Below are 18,008 nucleotides of genomic sequence, written 5' to 3'. Positions count from 1 at the left end.
TTCAGAAATACAAGCTACTTCTAAACTTAAAGAGATGCTTGATAGGTCGGAAAATAACTTTTTGTTTTGACTATGTTTAAATAGAATCCAAAAGGAGGCAGATATGGAACAACAGACAGAATCTAAAAAATTTTTGATTCAGGCAGCGTGGAAAGAAGTTTCAGAAGTATATACATTTTTAGAGACGTCTGGGCAGGGGTTAAGTATCAAACAAGTAGAAGAAAGAAGAAAAAGGGACAATCCCTTGTTGGAAAAGAGGGAAGATACTATATGGTATCGCATAAGGAGGGCTTTTTTAAATCCATTTACCGGGGTATTAATTTTTTTAGCAGGAATCTCTTTTCTTACAAATCATTGGATGCAGGCAGATGAACAAAGAAATTTATATTCTTCTTTTATTTTGCTGATTATGGTTTTTGTCAGCGGTGGGATACGTTTGATTCAGGAGATGAAATCACACCACGCATCCGAGGAAATGGAGCGCCTGATTCATACGAATGTGAAAGTAAAAAGAGGGGGAGTTCTTTTAGAAGTAGCAGCAGAAGAATTAGTTCCGGGAGATTGTGTGTATGTAATGCCAGGGAGCAGGATTCCGGCGGATTTACGGTTGACGAATACACAGGACCTATTTCTTTCTCAGGCTGCGGTAAGTGGGGAAAGCGCGATTGTAGAAAAAAACAGCAGAAAATACGAAGGAGAAATTCAGAGATCGCCAATCTACTATCCCAATCTGGCATTCATGGGAACTACTGTGATTAGTGGAAAAGGAGAAGGGGTTGTTCTTGCGTCGGGGCGCAATACACTATATGGAAAATCCTACATGGAGGGAATAAGAAGCTCTGATGGTTTTGAAAAAGGCGCTAATTCAATTGCAAGAGTGATGCTGAAATTTATGTTTGTATTAGTTCCCATCGTATTTGTTGTTTCTGGAATTACAAAAGGAAATTGGCTGGAAGCTTTTTTGTTTGCGGTGTCGGTGGCAGTCGGGCTGATGCCGGAAATGTTGCCGATGGTTATTACGGCTTGCCTTGCAAAAGGGAGCTTGCAGTTGTCCAAAAAGAAAACCTTGATAAAAAATATGAATTCCATGCAGGGATTTGGGAGCATGGACGTTTTGTGTATTGATAAGACAGGTACAATTACAAATGAAACCATGATACTGGAATATTATATGGATATTCTGGGGAATGACAGCAAAATGGTTTTGAACTATGCGTATCTGAATAGCTTTTATCATTCGGGAATCCGAAATCCGATTGATGAAGCGGTATTAAAATGTTCTGAAATGCCGGACAAGCAGGACTATTACGAAACACTGACGGAAACCTATCAAAAGAAAGATGAAATACCTTTTGATTATGAAAGAAAGTGTGTCAGTGTCTTGATCGAGGATCAGAAAGGACGGCAGGAGTTAGTCTTAAAGGGTGAACCAGACGCGGTGCTAAAATGCTGCGACAGAGTAGAATACCAGAATCAGATACTTCCGATACAGGACGATGCAAAAAAGAATATGGATGAAATCATCGGAGAAATGCTGGAAGATGGAATGAAAGTCATTGCCGTAGCGAAAAAAGAGATGATAACTACCGGAGAAATTACCTGTGCGGACGAAAACCATATGATCTTATTAGGCTATCTTACATTCTTTGATGCACCTAAAAAATCTGCCAAGGAAGCAATAAAAAAATTAAGGGACTTAGAGGTCAGGACAAAGATTTTGACGGGAGACAGAAAAGATGTAGCATTATCTGTCTGTCAGAGGGTAGGGGTAAATTGCAGCAGGATTTTAACTGGGCAGGAAATAGAAAATCTTGAAGAATCACAGCTTCAAACAGCCGTAGAGTATGGGGAAGTATTTGCAGAGTTGACACCGAACCAAAAAGTAGAAATTATTCAGGTATTAAGGGAAAATGGGCATACAGTAGGTTTTTTAGGAGACGGGCTAAACGATGTTCCGGCAATCTGCGAAGCTGATGTGGGAATTTCTGTAGATACTGCGGTGGATGCGGCAAAGGATGCTGCGGACGTTGTTTTGTTGGACAAAGACTTAAATGTACTGGAAGAAGGAATTTTAGAGGGCAGAAAGACATTTATCAATATGTCAAAATACATTCGTATTACGGCCAGTTCTAACTTTGGAAATATTTTTTCTATTGTATGCGCCAGTGCGTTCCTTCCTTTTTTACCTATGACAGCCATACAGCTTCTTTTGTTGAACTTACTGTATGATACGCTTTGCATCGTTCTTCCATGGGATCTTGTAGATCCGGAAGATTACCGGAAACCGAGAGAGTGGTCGGGAAAAACATTGGGAAGATTTATGCGGTGGTTTGGACCGATCAGTTCTGCGTTTGACATATTGACATTTTTATTCCTGTATTTCATCTTGTGTCCTTCAGTTTGCGGAGGTGTGACTTTTGAGGGTTTATCAGATCCGGCAATGATTGCAAGATATATTACGGTTTTCCAGACAGGATGGTTTCTCGAATCTATGTGGTCACAGATATTGATTCTGCAAATGCTAAGGACAGCAAAGATACCTTTTATCCAAAGCAGGCCGTCAAAAAGTGTGGTCATTATTACCGCGCTTGGAGTTGTTGTATTTTCCGGCATTACAATGCTTCCATTAGGAACCATTTTAGGATTAACAACACTTCCGGCAGGATATTTTGTTTTCCTTTTTGTAGTTGTTTTAGTGTATATGTTCCTGACAAACCGGATCAAGCGAAGATATGTAAAACAATACCATGAATTAATTTAAGGAGGGTCGCCATGAAAAAAGATATTACTTATATTACCCTTCCTTCTGATTTAATTCAGTGGATTTCACAAAAAGTGCAGACAGAGTATCAGGACATAAAGGAGGCAGAGGAATTTGTACAGGGTTTAAAAGGGCTTTTACATAGCCAGGAAAACGCCCTGTTTTTAGAAAAGTCGGAAGAATCGGACGGAGACAGAGAATATCAGTCCGGGGAATTGATGATTAATCCAAAAAGCAGAAGGGTTTTATGCAGAGGTCAGGAAGTAAATCTAACTCCCAAAGAATTTGACATTCTTTATTTCCTTTTCCAAAACAAGGGGGAAGTGTTTACGAAAGAGCAGATTTATCAGGCTGTATGGGCAGATGAATATATGATGGCGGACAGTAATATCATGGCATTTATCAGGAAGATCCGCAAAAAGATTGAGCCGAATCCGGATGCGCCGGAATATATCCTGACAATCTGGGGTGTGGGATATAAATATAATGAAAGACTGTAATAGAAAGTCCAGATTGTTTTTTGATCTGGACTTAAATAATTCAAGGATGACCATAAACTTTTCTGATTTTGTATCATTCGTATTGCAGATCTTCTTTGCAAAACTATCTGGCATGAAAATTTTATACTTTTTTAATAGTAATTCACGGGAAAAACATTGACTTTACACTAACTGTACAGCATAATATTTTACTTATATACCTGAATATATGAATCCAATATTAAGGAAAGCAGGAGGCGCAGATGAAAAAAATAGCAATCTTAACGGACAGTAATTGCGGGATTTCGCCACAAGAGGGGAAAGAGCAGGGAATCTATATTCTCCCTATGCCGGTCATCATACAGGAACAGATATTTTATGAAGGATACGAAATTAACGAGCAGCAGTTTTACGAACGGCTGCAAAACGGTAATTCTGTAACAACTTCTCAGCCATCAGCCGGTGTGGTAATGGAAAGTTGGGAACGGCTTTTGGAACACTATGGTGAGGTTGTCTATATTCCAATGTCAAGCAGTTTGAGCGGTAGCTGCCAGACCGCCCAATTACTTGCGGAAGAGGAACCGTTTCGGGGCCGGGTGCATGTGGTAGATAATCATAGAATTTCTGTTACGCAGGCCCAGTCAGTTTATGACGCAAAAAGGATGGCAAAGCAGGGATACTCCGGAGAAATGATACGAAAAACACTGGAAAAAGAGGCAATGAATGCGACGATTTATATTACCGTAGATTCTTTGACATATTTAAAGAAAGGCGGCAGAATTACAACAGCGGCCTCTTTACTGGGGACAGCGTTAAATTTGAAACCAATCCTTACGATACAAGGCGGTAAGCTGGATGCATACGCAAAATGCAGGGGAATGAAGACGGCCTTTAAAAAGATGTGTCAGGCGCTGGACGCAGAGTTGGAGGAAAGGTTTTATGATTTGTATAAGCAGGGGCGACTAAAGGCGGGAATCGCAAGTACTTGGATGGAACCGGAAAAACTGGCTATGTTCCGGCAGGAATTAAAAGAACATTATCCGGATATGGAATGTATCTATATGCCGCTTACCATGAGTATTGGAGCTCATATCGGACCGGGAGGTCTGGGAATTGGCCTGGTAGGTGTTCATGCGGAGAAATAAAAGGAAATGAAGATTGAGGAATGAAAGAAAATTGTGATTGATGGGAAAGTGGCATTTACCGGAGGCACAAACTTAGCAGAGGAATATATTAACCAGAGAAGGGTATTTCCTGCCATATGGTGTATATATTCCTCTGGCGTAGGTCACCTTTGCACCAGCCTGCAATGCCGCTATACAGCCATATCATAAAGATAAAATTCCAGTTCGACTTTTTGCCCTTTCATATTGACAAGATGTTTATACTGTTGTTGGCGCACCATGCCCTGATGTTCATAAAAGCCGAAATTACAGCTTGTATCGGTATAAAGGTAGAAGTCGCTAATGCTCTGGCTTTTCATATAGGCTAAAACACTGTGGAACAGCATTTTTCCAATCCCAAGCCCCCTGTATTCAGGGGACAGAGCAAATAGAGCAATCTCCCCCTGATAGTCCTTGTCGCACTGTTTTAAGAGCTGGCTGTATATTTCGTCCACATTCTTATAGAAATTCAGAATACCACGTCCCTCTTTAGAAATCAGCAGTCCGCATAATGCCGAGATTTGACGTAGACGGTATTTCAAAGGACAGTGATGTTTTTCTATATTTTTTCCCAGAATCAGTCCCGCAGGAACGCCGTCTACTTCCGCAATCCGTGTATAGGTCTGGTTTGTCAGACAGGTCGCAAGATAGACTTTTGCCAGCTTACGGGCTGTCTTTGGTGTTGCGAACTTATCATAGTCCCATGTTTTTCTTATTACATTTTCCAATGCTGGTAAATCCTGTTTCTTTAGCTCTCTTAATTTTATGTTGTTTTCCATATTCTGTCTAACTCCTTTTCTTTTGTTCTCCTTTGGTATATACTAATCGTAAACTATTCAGTAAGTGTAATGTCAAGGAGGTATTTCATGCAACAGGAAACTATACGACTTACGACAGCACAGTTTGCAAAATTGCACAACGTCAATAAGAGGACACTGCATTATTATGATGATATCGGTTTGTTTTCTCCATGTCACAAGGGAGAGAACGGATATAGATATTACGACTATTCCCAGAGTATAGACTTTGAGTATATTCGTATGCTGAAAGAAATCAATTTAAGCATTGAGGAAATCAAAGCTTTTATACATTCCTTTGATGAACAGAAATTTCTTGAAATTGTATCCAGTAAGCAAAAGGAAATCGACAGGGAAATCAGAAAATTGAAAACGGTAAAGTCTGTTCTGAAACAGAAAAAGGAACATCTTCTGTTTTGCCGGCAAATCAGTGATATGCGTATAGAAATATCCGATTTAAAAGAAGAATATCTGTTGACTGTCCCTTATGAATTTGAAGAAGATAATCCTATGAAAGTTTTTGCATATATACAAAGCGTCTGGACGCCTGAACAGTATCGAGCAGGCGTGGGGAGCTATCTTTCCCTAGATAAGATACAGGCAGGACAGTTTGACAAATATGACGGTTTATACACTGTGATAACAGAGCATAGACTGCAAAACGGTTCTATGACAAAACCCAAGGGAGCGTACCTGTGCGGGTATCTGAAAGGTAGGTGGAGCAGACTTCCAGAGCTATATGAAAAAATGTTAAGCTATGCCGACGAACATGGACTTAGGCTTACAGGATATTCTTTTGAGCGTGAGCTTACCGATTATACGATTGCCAGCGAAAAAGAGTACATCACACAGGTTATGATTAAAATTGTTGAACAGTCTTGACTTCAATAACAAGGAGGAAAAAACAAGTATGAGTAAGGTTATTCTTTTATTACTGATTATCGGTGTAAAGATATTATTGACAAAGGGACTTATGTTAGGTTTCTTGCTCCTGTGTATGGCAATAAAGGGAAAAGCTTTACATAAAAATTCGTCAGAGTGGGATAAATATTTTCTTAGCCTAGAAGAAAGAAAAGTTCTCCAGTTTGCAATCTCTCTCTATCTTTTATCGGCTATTATTTCTGTATTTATCTGTTATTTGCTTTTATGTTGGTTGAACTTTTTATATCCATTCTTTCTTGCTTTGATGATTTTTCTTGCAGGCTTCGTATACAGTCTGTGCAAGTATAGAAAATCAACAAAAGATGAGATTGCCGCAGGTTTATTAAAGGTAAAAAATAGTATAAAAGAAAAAGATTATTGAAATGACTCGAATCTGGGTAAGGCTATTCTCTATATAAAAACAGTTGAAAAGTGGAGAACACCCGTATAAATACAGTATCTATCAGCAATCAGTTAAAGGAAAAAGAACACTTGAAATAGAGTGTCTTTTTTTATGAAAAAAAAGCAGCAATTTTTTTGAAAAATTACTGCTGATACTGGTTATTTACTTCAAAATCCATATTTCTTATATGACAGAAGAAAAGTGGAAACTGTATTTCACGAATCTGTCAAATCGCAGGGTAGTGTTCCGGTTCTTTATGATCCATGTAGTAATACTGTTGTTAAAAATTCCGTCAGTATGAAAACGACTATATAAATAAGGATTGCTTCTATGACCTTACTCCTAGGGAAAGCCTCTTTCCCGGTAACTTATCATCCATATAGCATTTTTCTTCTATACCGTTTAAGTGATAGGAACATGGAAGATCCAATAACCCGGCCGTCTCTTGTTATCCTGCCTACGGCTCTAAAATCAGTTCACAGGTGCAGTTATGGAACTTCTCATTGACCGTTCTATTGGTTGCTTTTAATGCTTCGGATAAATCATGGACGGCGAGACTGCCCATTTCAATCTGAAAGTAAATGGCTACCCATAAATGCCGGCCTGTTTTTGTAATATCATAGAAAACAGGAACAAATCGGTACTGTTCCATAATCGGATTGCAAAGCCCTTTGATTTCTTCAATGAGCTCCTTATCTGGCGAAAATAAAAATATATCCCTGATAGCCCGCAACAAAATCTTAATGCTTTCTGGAAGAATCAATGCCATGATGATGACAGCGATAATCTGGTCAAAATAGGGAGCAAGGAAAGCAAGAGGTGTCTTTTCCAGATAGAGCGACAGAAAAAAGGCAAAGGACATACCTAAGCTGTAAGCAATATCTAGTTTCCAGCCCAGAAGTTCTGCCTTTATGGTTGGCGACGAAAGGTTTCGGTTCAGCTTTTTCATGGTTACAAAAATAATGATACTGGCAATTCCCAGAATACACTGGAATATGGAAACCAGTGCACTATCCACAGGATTCCCGCCGGACAGGGTAGAATGAAGCACCTCAGCAGACACCCCCAGAGTAACAGATAACATCATAATACCTTTGACAATAATAAATACCGTTTCAATCTGAAAGTAGCCAAAAGGATGCTTTTCCGAAACTGGTCGATGAAAGAGTGGGGTAAGGAACAGCAGTAGGGCAATAAATACAAGCTCTGCCGTGTCATACACAGCGTCCGTCAAGGATGATTGGGAATGGCTGTATATGGCAAAGATAAACTCCGTTATTGCAAATAAAAGTCCAGAAAAAAAGGACATCTTTAAACTCAGTTTTTCTCTTTTTTCGGTTATCATTTTATACCTCTTTGAATGGTTTTTTCTTGTAGGTTGGATTTATACTTGCAAACTATCATCTCATTTCTTAAAGGTTGATGATAATTATACTAAACACCGCAGGATTTGTACAGAGCAGGCAGTCGGATTTACCCCGTTATTTTTATGCGTTCTTTATGAAGCAGGATTCAGAGGGATTTACAATAAGACAGAGAAAAATATATGTTTAAAAATTGATTATTCATTCTTCGTCAATATAAATCATGCCAAATCGCAAGAAAATCGCAAGGTTTTATCCATAGGATTCTCGCCTTGCTTTCAGTATACTTTTCTCGTAAGCAAAAGAGAGGAGGAAATAGAGATGAGACTGCAATGTATGGTTTTAGGCTTACTTTTTTTCGGAATTGGCTTTTTCTTTTTTATTGGAAAAGCAATTCCAATGCTGAAAGGCTGGAAAAATCTTTCAGAAAAGGAACGAAAAGGGATCAATATGAGTCTTTTAGGAAAAAATGTCGGTACAGTACTTATGAGTGCGGGAATCATTTTTGAAATGTCAGCCTGGTTTCCGGGATTTCAGGAAAAGGCGTTTGTCTGGTGTATGATTGCATGGCTTGTTTTGACGGGAATTGATGTATACGATATGGAAAAATCGAAAAGATATTTGTTGAAAAATCAGGAAGAACAGGAGGCGTGCTATGACAAGAGAAGATAAGAGAATCAATACGAAAAAAATTGCGGAAAGAAGGGTGCGCCGGGATCACGCAGATAAAATTCTGGAATTTGTGGCGACCAATAAAATCAAACCGGTTTTACTGAATATGAATACAACGCTGCGGGGACTTTCAGAGGAGGAAGTATTGGAGAGCCGTTCTTCCTATGGAAAGAATAAAGTGACCCATGAAAAGAAAAAAACATTGTTTCAGAGGCTTGTAGGTGCTTTTGTCAATCCATTTACGGCGATTTTGTTTTTTTTAGCTGTCGTATCTGCCATTACGGATATTATTATGCCAATCATGCAGAGAACACCGGAAGATGTGGATCCCTTGACGGTTATCATTATCTGTACCATGGTGTTCATTTCCGGAACGCTGCGGTTTGTACAGGAATCCCGTTCAGGGAGTGCAGCGGAAAAATTATTGGCGATGATTACCACGACTTGTACGGTAGACAGAAAAGAAAGAACGAAAATGGAAATACCATTAGAGGAAACGGTAGTTGGCGATATTGTCCATTTATCTGCCGGCGATATGGTTCCTGCAGATCTGAGGATTTTAGAGGCAAAGGATTTGTTTATCAGTCAGGCTTCTCTGACAGGGGAGAGCGATCCTGTTGAAAAGACGGCGGACGTATGCTCTGGAAAATCCGTTTCCGTTACGGATTTTACGAATATTGCCTTTATGGGAAGTAATGTGATCAGCGGAAGTGCTGTGGGCGTAGTTGTGGCGGTGGGAGATGATACATTATTTGGTTCTATGGCATCATCCGTAGCCCAGGAGGCGGTGGAAACAAATTTTACCAAGGGTGTAAATGCAGTTTCCTGGGTTTTGATCCGGTTTATGCTGATCATGGTTCCCATTGTTTTTATGATTAATGGACTGACAAAAGGAGACTGGCTGGAAGCATTTTTATTTGGAATTTCTGTTGCGGTAGGTTTGACTCCGGAAATGCTGCCTATGATTGTAACAACTTGCCTTGCAAAAGGAGCGGTTTCCATGTCAAAAAAGAAAACGATTGTAAAGAATTTGAATTCTATACAGAATTTTGGAGCCATTGATATCTTATGCACAGATAAAACAGGCACTTTGACTCAGGATAAAGTAGTATTAGAATATCATATGGACGTTACTGGAAATGAGGACGTAAGGGTTCTGCGCCATGCGTATTTAAATAGTTATTTCCAGACCGGGTATAAGAACTTGATGGATCTGGCAATCATTCAAAAGACAGAGGAGGAAGAATCCGAAAATCCGCAGCTTTTAGATTTGTCAGAGGCGTATGAAAAAATCGATGAAGTTCCCTTTGATTTCAGCAGAAGGCGGCTGTCTACAGTTGTCCGGGATACACAGGGAAAAACACAGATGATTACCAAAGGAGCAGTCGAAGAAATGCTGTCTATTTGCTCCAGCGTAGAGTATGAAGGAAAAGTGGAGCCGCTTACCGAAGAACTGAAAAAGAAAATTTTAGTGAAAGTAGAAGATCTGAATGAAGATGGCATGAGAGTGATTGCTGTGGCACAGAAAACCAACCCTTCCCCGGTGGGAGCCTTTGGAAAAAAGGATGAGTGTGACATGGTGCTGTTAGGTTATCTGGCATTTTTAGACCCGCCAAAGGAATCCACTGCAGATGCAATTCTGGCTTTAAAGAAATACGGAGTAACCACAAAAATTTTGACAGGGGATAATGAAAAAGTAACCCGGTGTATCTGTAAGCAAGTAGGGATGGAAGTACGGAATATGCTGCTTGGAAAAGATATTGCACATATGAATGACAGCCAGCTTGCTAAAGCAGCGGAAGTAACAGACGTGTTCGCAAAGCTTTCTCCAGACCAAAAAGCCCGTGTGGTAACGATATTAAGAAATAACGGACATACGGTCGGATATATGGGAGATGGAATTAATGATGCGGCGGCAATGAAATCAGCGGATATTGGAATATCAGTGGATACGGCGGTTGATATTGCGAAGGAATCCGCCGATATTATCCTGCTGGAAAAAGATCTGATGGTATTGGAGGAAGGGATCATTGAAGGAAGAAAGACTTATGCCAATATGATCAAGTATATTAAGATGACAGCTTCCTCCAATTTTGGAAATATGTTTTCGGTATTGGCAGCGTCGGCATTGCTCCCGTTCTTACCGATGATGAGCATGCACCTGATTTTACTCAATTTGATCTATGATTTATCCTGCACCGCAATTCCATGGGATAATGTAGACGAGGAATTTTTGATACAGCCGAGGACATGGGATGCATCTTCCATTGGAAGTTTTATGATCTGGATCGGGCCAACCAGTTCTGTGTTTGACTGGACGACCTATGCCTTTATGTATTTCGTATTCTGTCCAAAGTTTGTATCACATGGAATCCTGTATAATGATTTGGCTGCCCATTATAGAGGAGCGGAGCTGGCGAGAATACAGAGCGATTATGCGGCAATGTTCCAGGCAGGCTGGTTTATTGAATCTATGTGGAGCCAGACACTTGTGATTCATATGATTCGGACACCGAAGATTCCCTTTATTCAGAGTATGGCATCGGCGCCTGTAACTTTATTGACGTTTACAGGTATTGCAGTTCTGACATTCATTCCGTTTACAGGATTTGGACGTTTGCTGGGCTTTCTTGCGCCTCCGACAGTATTTTTCGCCTATTTGATACCTTGTATTTTATTGTATATGGCGCTGGCCACCAGTTTGAAAAAAGCATATGTAAGGCATTATGGAGAACTTTTATAGAACGGAAAGACTAACTATTAAAAGTCAAGTCTAAAAAAATTTTAGCTGACTTGAAATTTTAAATTCCAGTTCAGAGTTAAATTCCACAGTCGTTTAAATTTTTCGCTGTTCACACATTATGGTGTGGTATAAAAAAGTTGACAGCTTATTCTCAGGGATTTCATAATAAAATCAAGAGAATAAGGAGGTATTCAAAGTGGCACGCAAATATGACCATGAATACAAAGTACAGGCAGTAAAACTTGCCAAAGATATCGGCGGCGCTAAGGCTGCTAAAGAATTAGGAATCCCTGAAGGAACCATCCATACATGGCTGAAAGCCGTAAGGGTCGGTAAGTTAGATATCGGGGAAGGTTCCCATACTCCTGCCAGTGCAATAAGCCTGTCAGAAGAGATTACTATGCTGCGTAAGCGGGTTAAGGAGCAGGATAAAGAAATCCGTCGCTTGAAGGAAGAAAACGAATTTCTGGAGGAAGCCAGCGCTTTTTTCGCCTCCAGCCGTCGGAAGTCAGCAAAAACCAGAGAATGATCTTTCTGGCTTTGAAAACAGAGGACGGCAGGATTACCGGGAAAATCTCATTTTATTGCCGGATGCTTGGTGTTAGCTGGCAAGGTTTCTACAAATATCTCGCGAATAAAGACCGTCCCTGGAAGTACCAGGACTTGGCGGATGCCATGAATGAAATCGTCAATGAGGACGAATGTAACGCTACTTACGGACGGATCCGGATGTATCAGGCACTGTTGTTGAAACAGCCGGAGGGAGTACATATTCCCAGTGAGAGGACTGTATACCGGGTTATGGATCAGACCAGCCTGAGCCATCGGCCAAAGAGAACGCCAAATGGGATTACAAAGGCGGATCGAGAAGCCATGAAATCGGATGATCTGCTGAAGCGGGATTTCCATTCCGATGCCCCATTGAAAAAGTGTATTACAGATATCACGGAGATTCCGGAATCCAATGGGAAACTGGATGTATCCGCAATTTTTGACTGCTTTGATCTTAGCGTTCTCGGATTGGCAATGGAAACAAACATGAAAGCAGATCTTTGTATCCATACACTGGAAAACGCCCTGACTGCTTATCCCGCGCTGGAAGGCGCTGTCATCCACAGTGACCGTGGGACACAGTATACCAGCGAGGCTTACCGTCAGACTATCCGGGAACATCACATCCATCAAAGCATGAACAGTGCCGGAGGGCGCTGCCATGATAATGCACGCTGCGAGAGCATGTGGGCCAGGATGAAGACAGAACTTCTTTACGACCGCTATGACACAAAGCAGATGACGGTAGAGGAACTAAAGGTACTCATTTGGAGATACTTCCTAAGCTACTGGAACAACCGGAGGATCTGCTCTGCCAATGGTGGGCTTCCTCCCATGATAAAACGCAGGCAGTATTATGAGACTTTGGAATTGGCGGCATAGTTAGTGATATCCTTGAGGAAAATGTGTCAACTAATACTTCCGATACTTGGAGTAATTCACTTCCTATTTGGTTCTCGTAGTTACAAAAGCTTCGCTTTAACGTCACATCTTCAGTCGCTTTTGTTGTACTTGGTTACTCCCCAATCTTACATTGGAGGAGATGAGTCAAATGAGTACAGATTCAAATAATGAACATTGGTTAAAACTGATCATTCAGTTCAGATCCATTGGACAGTAAAGGGTTATTTCCGTAGCCTTTTTGACGATCTTAGCAGCTGTGTTACGGGATACACCGTAGCTGTGTGCGATGTTCCGATCACTGAATCCTAAGCTTTTCAGACGGAGGATTTCTCGATACTAGGCCATAATTGTGAACTCCTTTAACTGGATTCACATCTGATGATGTGTTCTCACAGTATAAAAATCTATGCAATAGAGCCTAAGGTGGCGCTGAATTACCAGAATATGCAACACTCATTTTACGGAATGGTGGCTCAAAGAGCCCTGGAATAGTCACGGATAATTGCAAAGTAGCAGTTGCCCGGAACAAAGACTGGATCAGCCCTGTCCTGAATAAAAATTTCCAGGCATGGGAAGAACATAACAATACGGTTTTAACCCCAGATAAAGTGAAATCACCCTGCAGGAAACCAGTTGTAGAAAGCTACGTAAAAATTATTACCATGCACATCCTTATGGATATGGAAGATATGGTCTTTGATTCGCTGGATGATTTAAACTGTGTTCAGATGGAAGAGGTGAATGCCGAGAATCGGAAGCCCTTTGAAGGACTTACCTATTCCCGGTACATCTCTTTACAACAGAAGAAAAAGAGACCCTCCTACATCTTTCGACTAGCTGTTTTGAATATTTTGAACGAAAGACTGCTAAAATAGCACAAGATTTTTCCTTCACCTTCGTCAAGATTCATTATAGCATGCCCCGGAAATATCTGTGATAGGAACTTGAAATCCGGGTTGGTACAAAAGAAATCCATGTCTATAACAAACATGGTGCCCCCATCCGGACGCGTAAGCGGTGTTTTCGGCGAGCAATTTCCCCATTTTCGTCATAATGCTTCCCTATAATCGTCACTGTATACTTATGTAACTTTATAGAATATAAATAAATTGCAGAAAATTCAAGGACTCATTTGCAACGCTATCTCGGTGAAATTCTTAATTTCGGTAATGCATTGATAAATGTTATCAAGGTATGAATGAGTAATTGCAATTGTCTAACAATAGTGATTTTAAGGAGGAACCACGTTGATTATAAGGAGTTGATCTCGGTCATAAACAACCGATTCATGCTGATCAGGAGGGCAGAGTACTCTCTGCCCTGTTGTCTGCAGAAAGTGGTTTGCATTATTTAGCGTTTACTTTATATCTAACTTTCTAAGTCTCAGTAAGTTGATTAGAAAGTCTTGGGAGGTGTGCGGATGCGACAGTATTAGTGCGTAGAAATTCGAAAAGCACAGCATACACGGACGCTATATGAAGTGTGGGAACAAGTTTTTTCTGTTCTGGAAAAAAATATAGACCAGTCTTAAAAGATAACTTTTTATCTTTGTCTGTTCTTCGACTTTATTAAAACAATAACGAGTGAGTGACTTTAGCTCTTCATTGTGGTAAGATATGTTTGAGTAGGACTTTAAGTTCATGTCAGCGATCATCATAGTATCAATGATACGAGAATTAATCTTATCCATTTGCGTTTTTCGAAGGATGAGACTTTTTGCAAAGAATGAAAAGAAATGAGTCCTCATGTTATTGCAAAATATCTTTTGCGCTATCCCCCAAAAAAATTCTGTATTTTATTTTAAGTGTAGAGTTTTGGAATACAAAGAACAAGTTTATATTAATAGAAGTTATTTAATTTTAGTTGCCGAGCAGGTGGTGGTAAAGAACACATTAAGCATTATTGACATGTAGCTGATAGAATACATATAATAATAGGTATTCCGAAATACTAATTTTGATTAGAAATTATAAAACAAAGGGGTGTTCAAGATGTTGGGAAACAAAATAAAAGATAACAGGAAGAGATGGCAGTATCTTTTTGTGAAATATATCATAAAGTCACCAATTTTGTATTATGGATATTTAATATTTTTTTTAATTTTTATTATATTTGTGGCCAACTACATCAAATTAGATGTTAGAGAAACACTTCCAGGAGTTTTAATGGATAATCAAATTATCTTGGATAAAAGAATTAAAAGCCCGATAGATGATGAAATCTTTATTTATAAAGATAAAAGCCAGAGTGTATGGAAAGAGAAAGTTTTGAATGTAAATACAAAAAATGGACAAACATACTTGACTATGCAAAACAAAGCCAATAAATTGTCAGGCAATGTAACGGTGGAATTTGTCACAGAAAAAAGAACTCTTATTCATATATTATTTATAAAGGTAGGAGGAGGATCATGAAAGAAAAATTAACTTACTTTTCCTGTATTCGATTTTTAAAAAAATACATAGATAGATATAAGAAAAATTTTATCATGTTTTATTTGGGAAGAGTATTTGAATTATTTTTAAATTTTCTCTTACCGGTTGTCTTTGGTATTATGATTGATGAAGTGGTATATTATCATAACTTTAATACGTTTCTTCAACTCTCCTTTTTTTAATTGGATGCTGTTTGTTGTCTTGTGTATTGTTTTTTCTTTGCTATTCACAGCATGGGTATCTGTTGAATATGTTTTACTTTGAGATAAAAAAAGACATATTTGAGCATTTAAAGGAATGTAACGCAAGTTATTTATCAAGAGTAAGCTCAGGAGAAAATATTACTTTATTGCAGGATTATCCGGAAGAGTGTATGCATTTTGTGATTCGAAACATAATACATATTATAAATGAAAGTATTATGATGGTAATTTATGCGGTTTATCTTTGGAGAATTGGATTGTTATCGGTTATATCAGCACCTCTCTCTACTTTTATTAATTTTAAATTTAAGAAAAGAATTCGTAATCATGGAGAAAAAGAAAGTAAAGCATATCAAGCGTACATGGGGTGGCTTTTGGAGAAGATTGACTCTCTAAAAGAGATTGTTTTTTTAGGGGCACAAAAAAAGTTGTGCGAGACTATTATGTGCAAGAAGAGAAAATATTATATGAAGCTAAAAAAACAAGTTTTTCTGTAATGAATGCCAATAGTGTTATTTCGCTTATAAATTTGCTGATTAAATTATGCCTTTATAGTTTATCGGCCGTTATGGTTTGGGAAAATACAATGAGTGTTGGTGTATTAACTGTAATATTGACGTTTTATGGATATCTAACCAGGAATGTAAGTTCTGTAAGTCAAAGGTATCTTGATTCAGAGAATAGAATATCTTATATTCAAAAAATATATGATTTTCTGCATACACCAACTGAGAAAGTATGGGATGGAAAGGACAATTTACAGGTTTCAAAAGGGAAGATTGAAATTAGTAACTTATACTTTTCATACAATGACCAATCCATTACCTTGAAAAATATTAATTTAATAAGTTTTCCGGGTGAAAGCATTGCACTGGTTGGAAAAAGTGGTTGTGGAAAGACAACATTAGCATTCCTTATGCTTGGTTTTTATAAGCTCCAAAAAGGTAAAATTCTTATTGATGGAAAATCTTTAAATGAGTGTAGTTTAAAGTCTATTCGAAATCAAATTGGCTTAGTTCAGCAGAATGTATTGATTTTTAGTGGTTCTATTCGTCAAAATCTTTTACTAGGGAATATACATGCAACAGAAAGGGAAATTTGGGATGCATGTAAGGCCGCTGGAATAGAAGAATTAATACATTCATTTCCAGAAAAATTAGATACGGTAGTCGGTAATAATGGTATTAATCTCTCAGGAGGGCAGAAACAAAGAATTGCTATTGCACGAATTTATTTAAAAAACCCTAAGATTATTATTTTTGATGAGGCTACATCAGCATTAGACTTAGAAACAGAAAAAGAAGTTTTGCGTTATTGGAAAAAATTATTTTCGGATAAGACTTCAATAGTTATAACTCATAGGAAAGAAGTGGCTTTAGCATGTGATAGAGTTGCCGTTATGAATAATGGAGAAATTGTTGAAGTAGAATCGGTAGATAAGTTGAATCAGACAGAAAGTGCATTTCAGAAATTGTTTACAAGTGAGGAGAAAGAAAATGCTTAATAAGATTATATATCGTATTAACGTAATTAAACAATTGAAGGCCTATGCATTTGGAATAAAACGCTATTTTTTAATCTTAAATATCGCTGATGTGATAATTATGAGTGTACAGTTTTTGAAACCAATTCTTTATGGAATCTTTATTGATATGGTAATTATTCAAAGAGAAAAAGGAAAGCTGCTTGTTGTTATAGTGGGATCTTTAGGGGTTTATTTAATTGAAACAGCAATGGAATATTTTCGTATTGCTACCAAAATTCATCTTAGTAATTCAATTACAAAAGCGGTAAAAGGCAACATTTTGAGTTATTTTCTTGATGTTCCGCTTGAAGGGAATGAAAAGATTGATATTGGAGATTTAAAAATGCGAATGGAAGATGATACAAAACATATTGATAAATTTGTGGAATCTCAGACCATTAACTATATATTAGCATATATTACAGCAGGAGTTTGTGTGATTTTATTATTTGGCATTGATTGGAGATTGGCAGTTTTTTCTAGCATTGTAGTTCCGTTAACATTTGCTTTGGATCATTTGGTAAGTAACTATGAAAATAAAATAGTGAAGGAACAATATAAAAATCAGAAAAAATGGATGACATGGCTTCACGAAGATCTGCTTGGCTGGAGAGAAGTAAAAGCGCTTGATATATCAAAACATGAATCCAGATGATTCTATAAGTTTGCACATCAAGATATGATTTATAACGCAAAATGGATTAACTGCTGGACTGCAAGGAGATTGGTTATTCCAAAGCTTAAGGATGAGTTTTTTATGCAGTTTTGTTTATATTTTCTTGGAGGAATACTTATTATACTTCAAAAGTTGGACATAGGTCAGCTATTGGTATTTGCCATGTATTATTCGATGTTTTCTGATGCTGTGAAAAATATATCAGGAGCAGATGCAGAATTGGAAGCTCAAAAAGTTTATACTGATAGATTATTAGAAAGTCTTCAAATGATACACATGAAATCTAGAGAAAAAAAATAGATCTAAACTTTTCAAGTGCGATAGAATTTCTAGATGTATCTTATAGATATCCAGATGCGAAAAAAAATGTATTAGAGCATATAAATTTTCAAATAAGCCTGCAAATAAAAA

At 38.3% G+C, this 18,008-nt stretch carries 17 protein-coding genes; 15 read left to right on the top strand and 2 right to left on the bottom strand.

Going from position 1 to position 18,008, the window contains the following annotated elements; translation table 11 throughout:
• Positions 1-103: 103 nt before the first annotated feature.
• The 3 genes from mgtA (AOA56_RS13150) (at position 104) to AOA56_RS13140 (ending at position 4,385) form a co-directional block, all read left to right on the top strand.
• The gene (mgtA, locus tag AOA56_RS13150) at positions 104-2,761 is read left to right on the top strand and encodes a magnesium-translocating P-type ATPase (protein ID WP_053769854.1); all 2,658 of its coding nucleotides are present in this window, start codon (positions 104-106) and stop codon (positions 2,759-2,761) included.
• A gap of 11 nt (positions 2,762-2,772) precedes the next feature.
• The gene (locus AOA56_RS13145) at positions 2,773-3,261 is read left to right on the top strand and encodes a winged helix-turn-helix domain-containing protein (protein ID WP_053769853.1); all 489 of its coding nucleotides are present in this window, start codon (positions 2,773-2,775) and stop codon (positions 3,259-3,261) included.
• Between the two features lie 242 nt (positions 3,262-3,503).
• Complete coding sequence (locus tag AOA56_RS13140; RefSeq protein ID WP_053769852.1) at positions 3,504-4,385, top strand: DegV family protein; 882 nt, start codon at positions 3,504-3,506, stop codon at positions 4,383-4,385.
• Between the two features lie 170 nt (positions 4,386-4,555).
• Here AOA56_RS13140 and AOA56_RS13135 read toward each other — a convergent pair whose 3' ends face one another.
• Positions 4,556-5,182, bottom strand: coding sequence for a GNAT family N-acetyltransferase (locus tag AOA56_RS13135; protein WP_053769851.1), 627 nt, complete (start codon positions 5,180-5,182; stop codon positions 4,556-4,558).
• Positions 5,183-5,269: 87 nt separating this feature from the next.
• On the opposite strand from AOA56_RS13135, the gene AOA56_RS13130 reads away from it, so the two are divergent.
• Positions 5,270-6,082, top strand: a complete 813-nt coding sequence (locus AOA56_RS13130; protein ID WP_053769850.1) for a MerR family transcriptional regulator — start codon at positions 5,270-5,272, stop codon at positions 6,080-6,082.
• A gap of 28 nt (positions 6,083-6,110) precedes the next feature.
• A complete protein-coding gene (locus AOA56_RS13125; RefSeq protein WP_024733141.1) occupies positions 6,111-6,503 on the top strand; it encodes a hypothetical protein in 393 nt (130 codons plus the stop codon).
• Between the two features lie 478 nt (positions 6,504-6,981).
• On the opposite strand, the gene AOA56_RS13120 is transcribed toward AOA56_RS13125, so the two are convergent.
• A complete protein-coding gene (locus tag AOA56_RS13120; RefSeq protein WP_053769849.1) occupies positions 6,982-7,869 on the bottom strand; it encodes a cation efflux transmembrane domain-containing protein in 888 nt (295 codons plus the stop codon).
• Positions 7,870-8,209: 340 nt separating this feature from the next.
• Here AOA56_RS13120 and AOA56_RS16055 point away from each other — a divergent pair, with 340 nt between their 5' ends.
• The 10 genes from AOA56_RS16055 (at position 8,210) to AOA56_RS13060 (ending at position 17,897) form a co-directional block, all read left to right on the top strand.
• Positions 8,210-8,560 (top strand): DUF3784 domain-containing protein, encoded by a 351-nt coding sequence (locus AOA56_RS16055; protein WP_024733139.1) that lies wholly within the window; start codon positions 8,210-8,212, stop codon positions 8,558-8,560.
• Complete coding sequence (gene mgtA, locus AOA56_RS13110; protein ID WP_053769848.1) at positions 8,544-11,303, top strand: magnesium-translocating P-type ATPase; 2,760 nt, start codon at positions 8,544-8,546, stop codon at positions 11,301-11,303. Before AOA56_RS16055 ends, mgtA (AOA56_RS13110) begins: the two co-directional genes overlap by 17 nt.
• Positions 11,304-11,499: 196 nt before the next feature.
• The gene (locus AOA56_RS13105) at positions 11,500-11,832 is read left to right on the top strand and encodes a transposase (RefSeq protein WP_053769847.1); all 333 of its coding nucleotides are present in this window, start codon (positions 11,500-11,502) and stop codon (positions 11,830-11,832) included.
• Complete coding sequence (locus tag AOA56_RS13100) at positions 11,829-12,737, top strand: IS3 family transposase (protein ID WP_053769846.1); 909 nt, start codon at positions 11,829-11,831, stop codon at positions 12,735-12,737. Before AOA56_RS13105 ends, AOA56_RS13100 begins: the two co-directional genes overlap by 4 nt.
• Before the next feature lie 2,012 nt (positions 12,738-14,749).
• A complete protein-coding gene (locus AOA56_RS13085; RefSeq protein ID WP_053769843.1) occupies positions 14,750-15,172 on the top strand; it encodes a hypothetical protein in 423 nt (140 codons plus the stop codon).
• Positions 15,169-15,375 (top strand): hypothetical protein, encoded by a 207-nt coding sequence (locus tag AOA56_RS13080; protein WP_053769842.1) that lies wholly within the window; start codon positions 15,169-15,171, stop codon positions 15,373-15,375. The genes AOA56_RS13085 and AOA56_RS13080 overlap by 4 nt, the downstream gene beginning before the upstream one ends.
• Positions 15,376-15,386: 11 nt before the next feature.
• Positions 15,387-15,893, top strand: a complete 507-nt coding sequence (locus AOA56_RS13075; RefSeq protein ID WP_330376516.1) for an ABC transporter transmembrane domain-containing protein — start codon at positions 15,387-15,389, stop codon at positions 15,891-15,893.
• The gene (locus AOA56_RS13070; RefSeq protein WP_147323265.1) at positions 15,842-16,900 is read left to right on the top strand and encodes an ABC transporter ATP-binding protein; all 1,059 of its coding nucleotides are present in this window, start codon (positions 15,842-15,844) and stop codon (positions 16,898-16,900) included. Before AOA56_RS13075 ends, AOA56_RS13070 begins: the two co-directional genes overlap by 52 nt.
• The gene (locus AOA56_RS13065) at positions 16,893-17,576 is read left to right on the top strand and encodes an ABC transporter transmembrane domain-containing protein (RefSeq protein WP_024733101.1); all 684 of its coding nucleotides are present in this window, start codon (positions 16,893-16,895) and stop codon (positions 17,574-17,576) included. The genes AOA56_RS13070 and AOA56_RS13065 overlap by 8 nt, the downstream gene beginning before the upstream one ends.
• 102 nt (positions 17,577-17,678) lie before the next feature.
• Entirely contained in the window at positions 17,679-17,897 is a 219-nt protein-coding gene (locus tag AOA56_RS13060; protein ID WP_152334154.1) for a hypothetical protein, read from the top strand.
• Positions 17,898-18,008: the final 111 nt, after the last annotated feature.

Source organism: Sellimonas intestinalis (genome assembly GCF_001280875.1).
In the GTDB taxonomy this organism is placed as follows: Bacteria; Bacillota; Clostridia; order Lachnospirales; family Lachnospiraceae; genus Sellimonas; species Sellimonas intestinalis.
The sequence above is the reverse complement of the archived record's forward strand: the minus strand, read 5'-3'. Positions and strand labels throughout refer to the sequence as shown.

Coding starts and splice junctions, on each gene's coding strand:
- AOA56_RS13085 (WP_053769843.1), top strand. CDS start 14,750: ATGTTGGGAAACAAAATAAAAGATAACAGGAAGAGATGGCAGTATCTT.
- AOA56_RS13065 (WP_024733101.1), top strand. CDS start 16,893: ATGCTTAATAAGATTATATATCGTATTAACGTAATTAAACAATTGAAG.
- AOA56_RS13145 (WP_053769853.1), top strand. CDS start 2,773: ATGAAAAAAGATATTACTTATATTACCCTTCCTTCTGATTTAATTCAG.
- mgtA (WP_053769854.1), top strand. CDS start 104: ATGGAACAACAGACAGAATCTAAAAAATTTTTGATTCAGGCAGCGTGG.
- AOA56_RS13060 (WP_152334154.1), top strand. CDS start 17,679: ATGCAGTTTTGTTTATATTTTCTTGGAGGAATACTTATTATACTTCAA.
- AOA56_RS13120 (WP_053769849.1), bottom strand. CDS start 7,869: ATGATAACCGAAAAAAGAGAAAAACTGAGTTTAAAGATGTCCTTTTTT.
- AOA56_RS13130 (WP_053769850.1), top strand. CDS start 5,270: ATGCAACAGGAAACTATACGACTTACGACAGCACAGTTTGCAAAATTG.
- AOA56_RS13135 (WP_053769851.1), bottom strand. CDS start 5,182: ATGGAAAACAACATAAAATTAAGAGAGCTAAAGAAACAGGATTTACCA.
- AOA56_RS13140 (WP_053769852.1), top strand. CDS start 3,504: ATGAAAAAAATAGCAATCTTAACGGACAGTAATTGCGGGATTTCGCCA.
- AOA56_RS16055 (WP_024733139.1), top strand. CDS start 8,210: ATGAGACTGCAATGTATGGTTTTAGGCTTACTTTTTTTCGGAATTGGC.
- AOA56_RS13100 (WP_053769846.1), top strand. CDS start 11,829: ATGATCTTTCTGGCTTTGAAAACAGAGGACGGCAGGATTACCGGGAAA.
- mgtA (WP_053769848.1), top strand. CDS start 8,544: ATGACAAGAGAAGATAAGAGAATCAATACGAAAAAAATTGCGGAAAGA.
- AOA56_RS13080 (WP_053769842.1), top strand. CDS start 15,169: ATGAAAGAAAAATTAACTTACTTTTCCTGTATTCGATTTTTAAAAAAA.
- AOA56_RS13125 (WP_024733141.1), top strand. CDS start 6,111: ATGAGTAAGGTTATTCTTTTATTACTGATTATCGGTGTAAAGATATTA.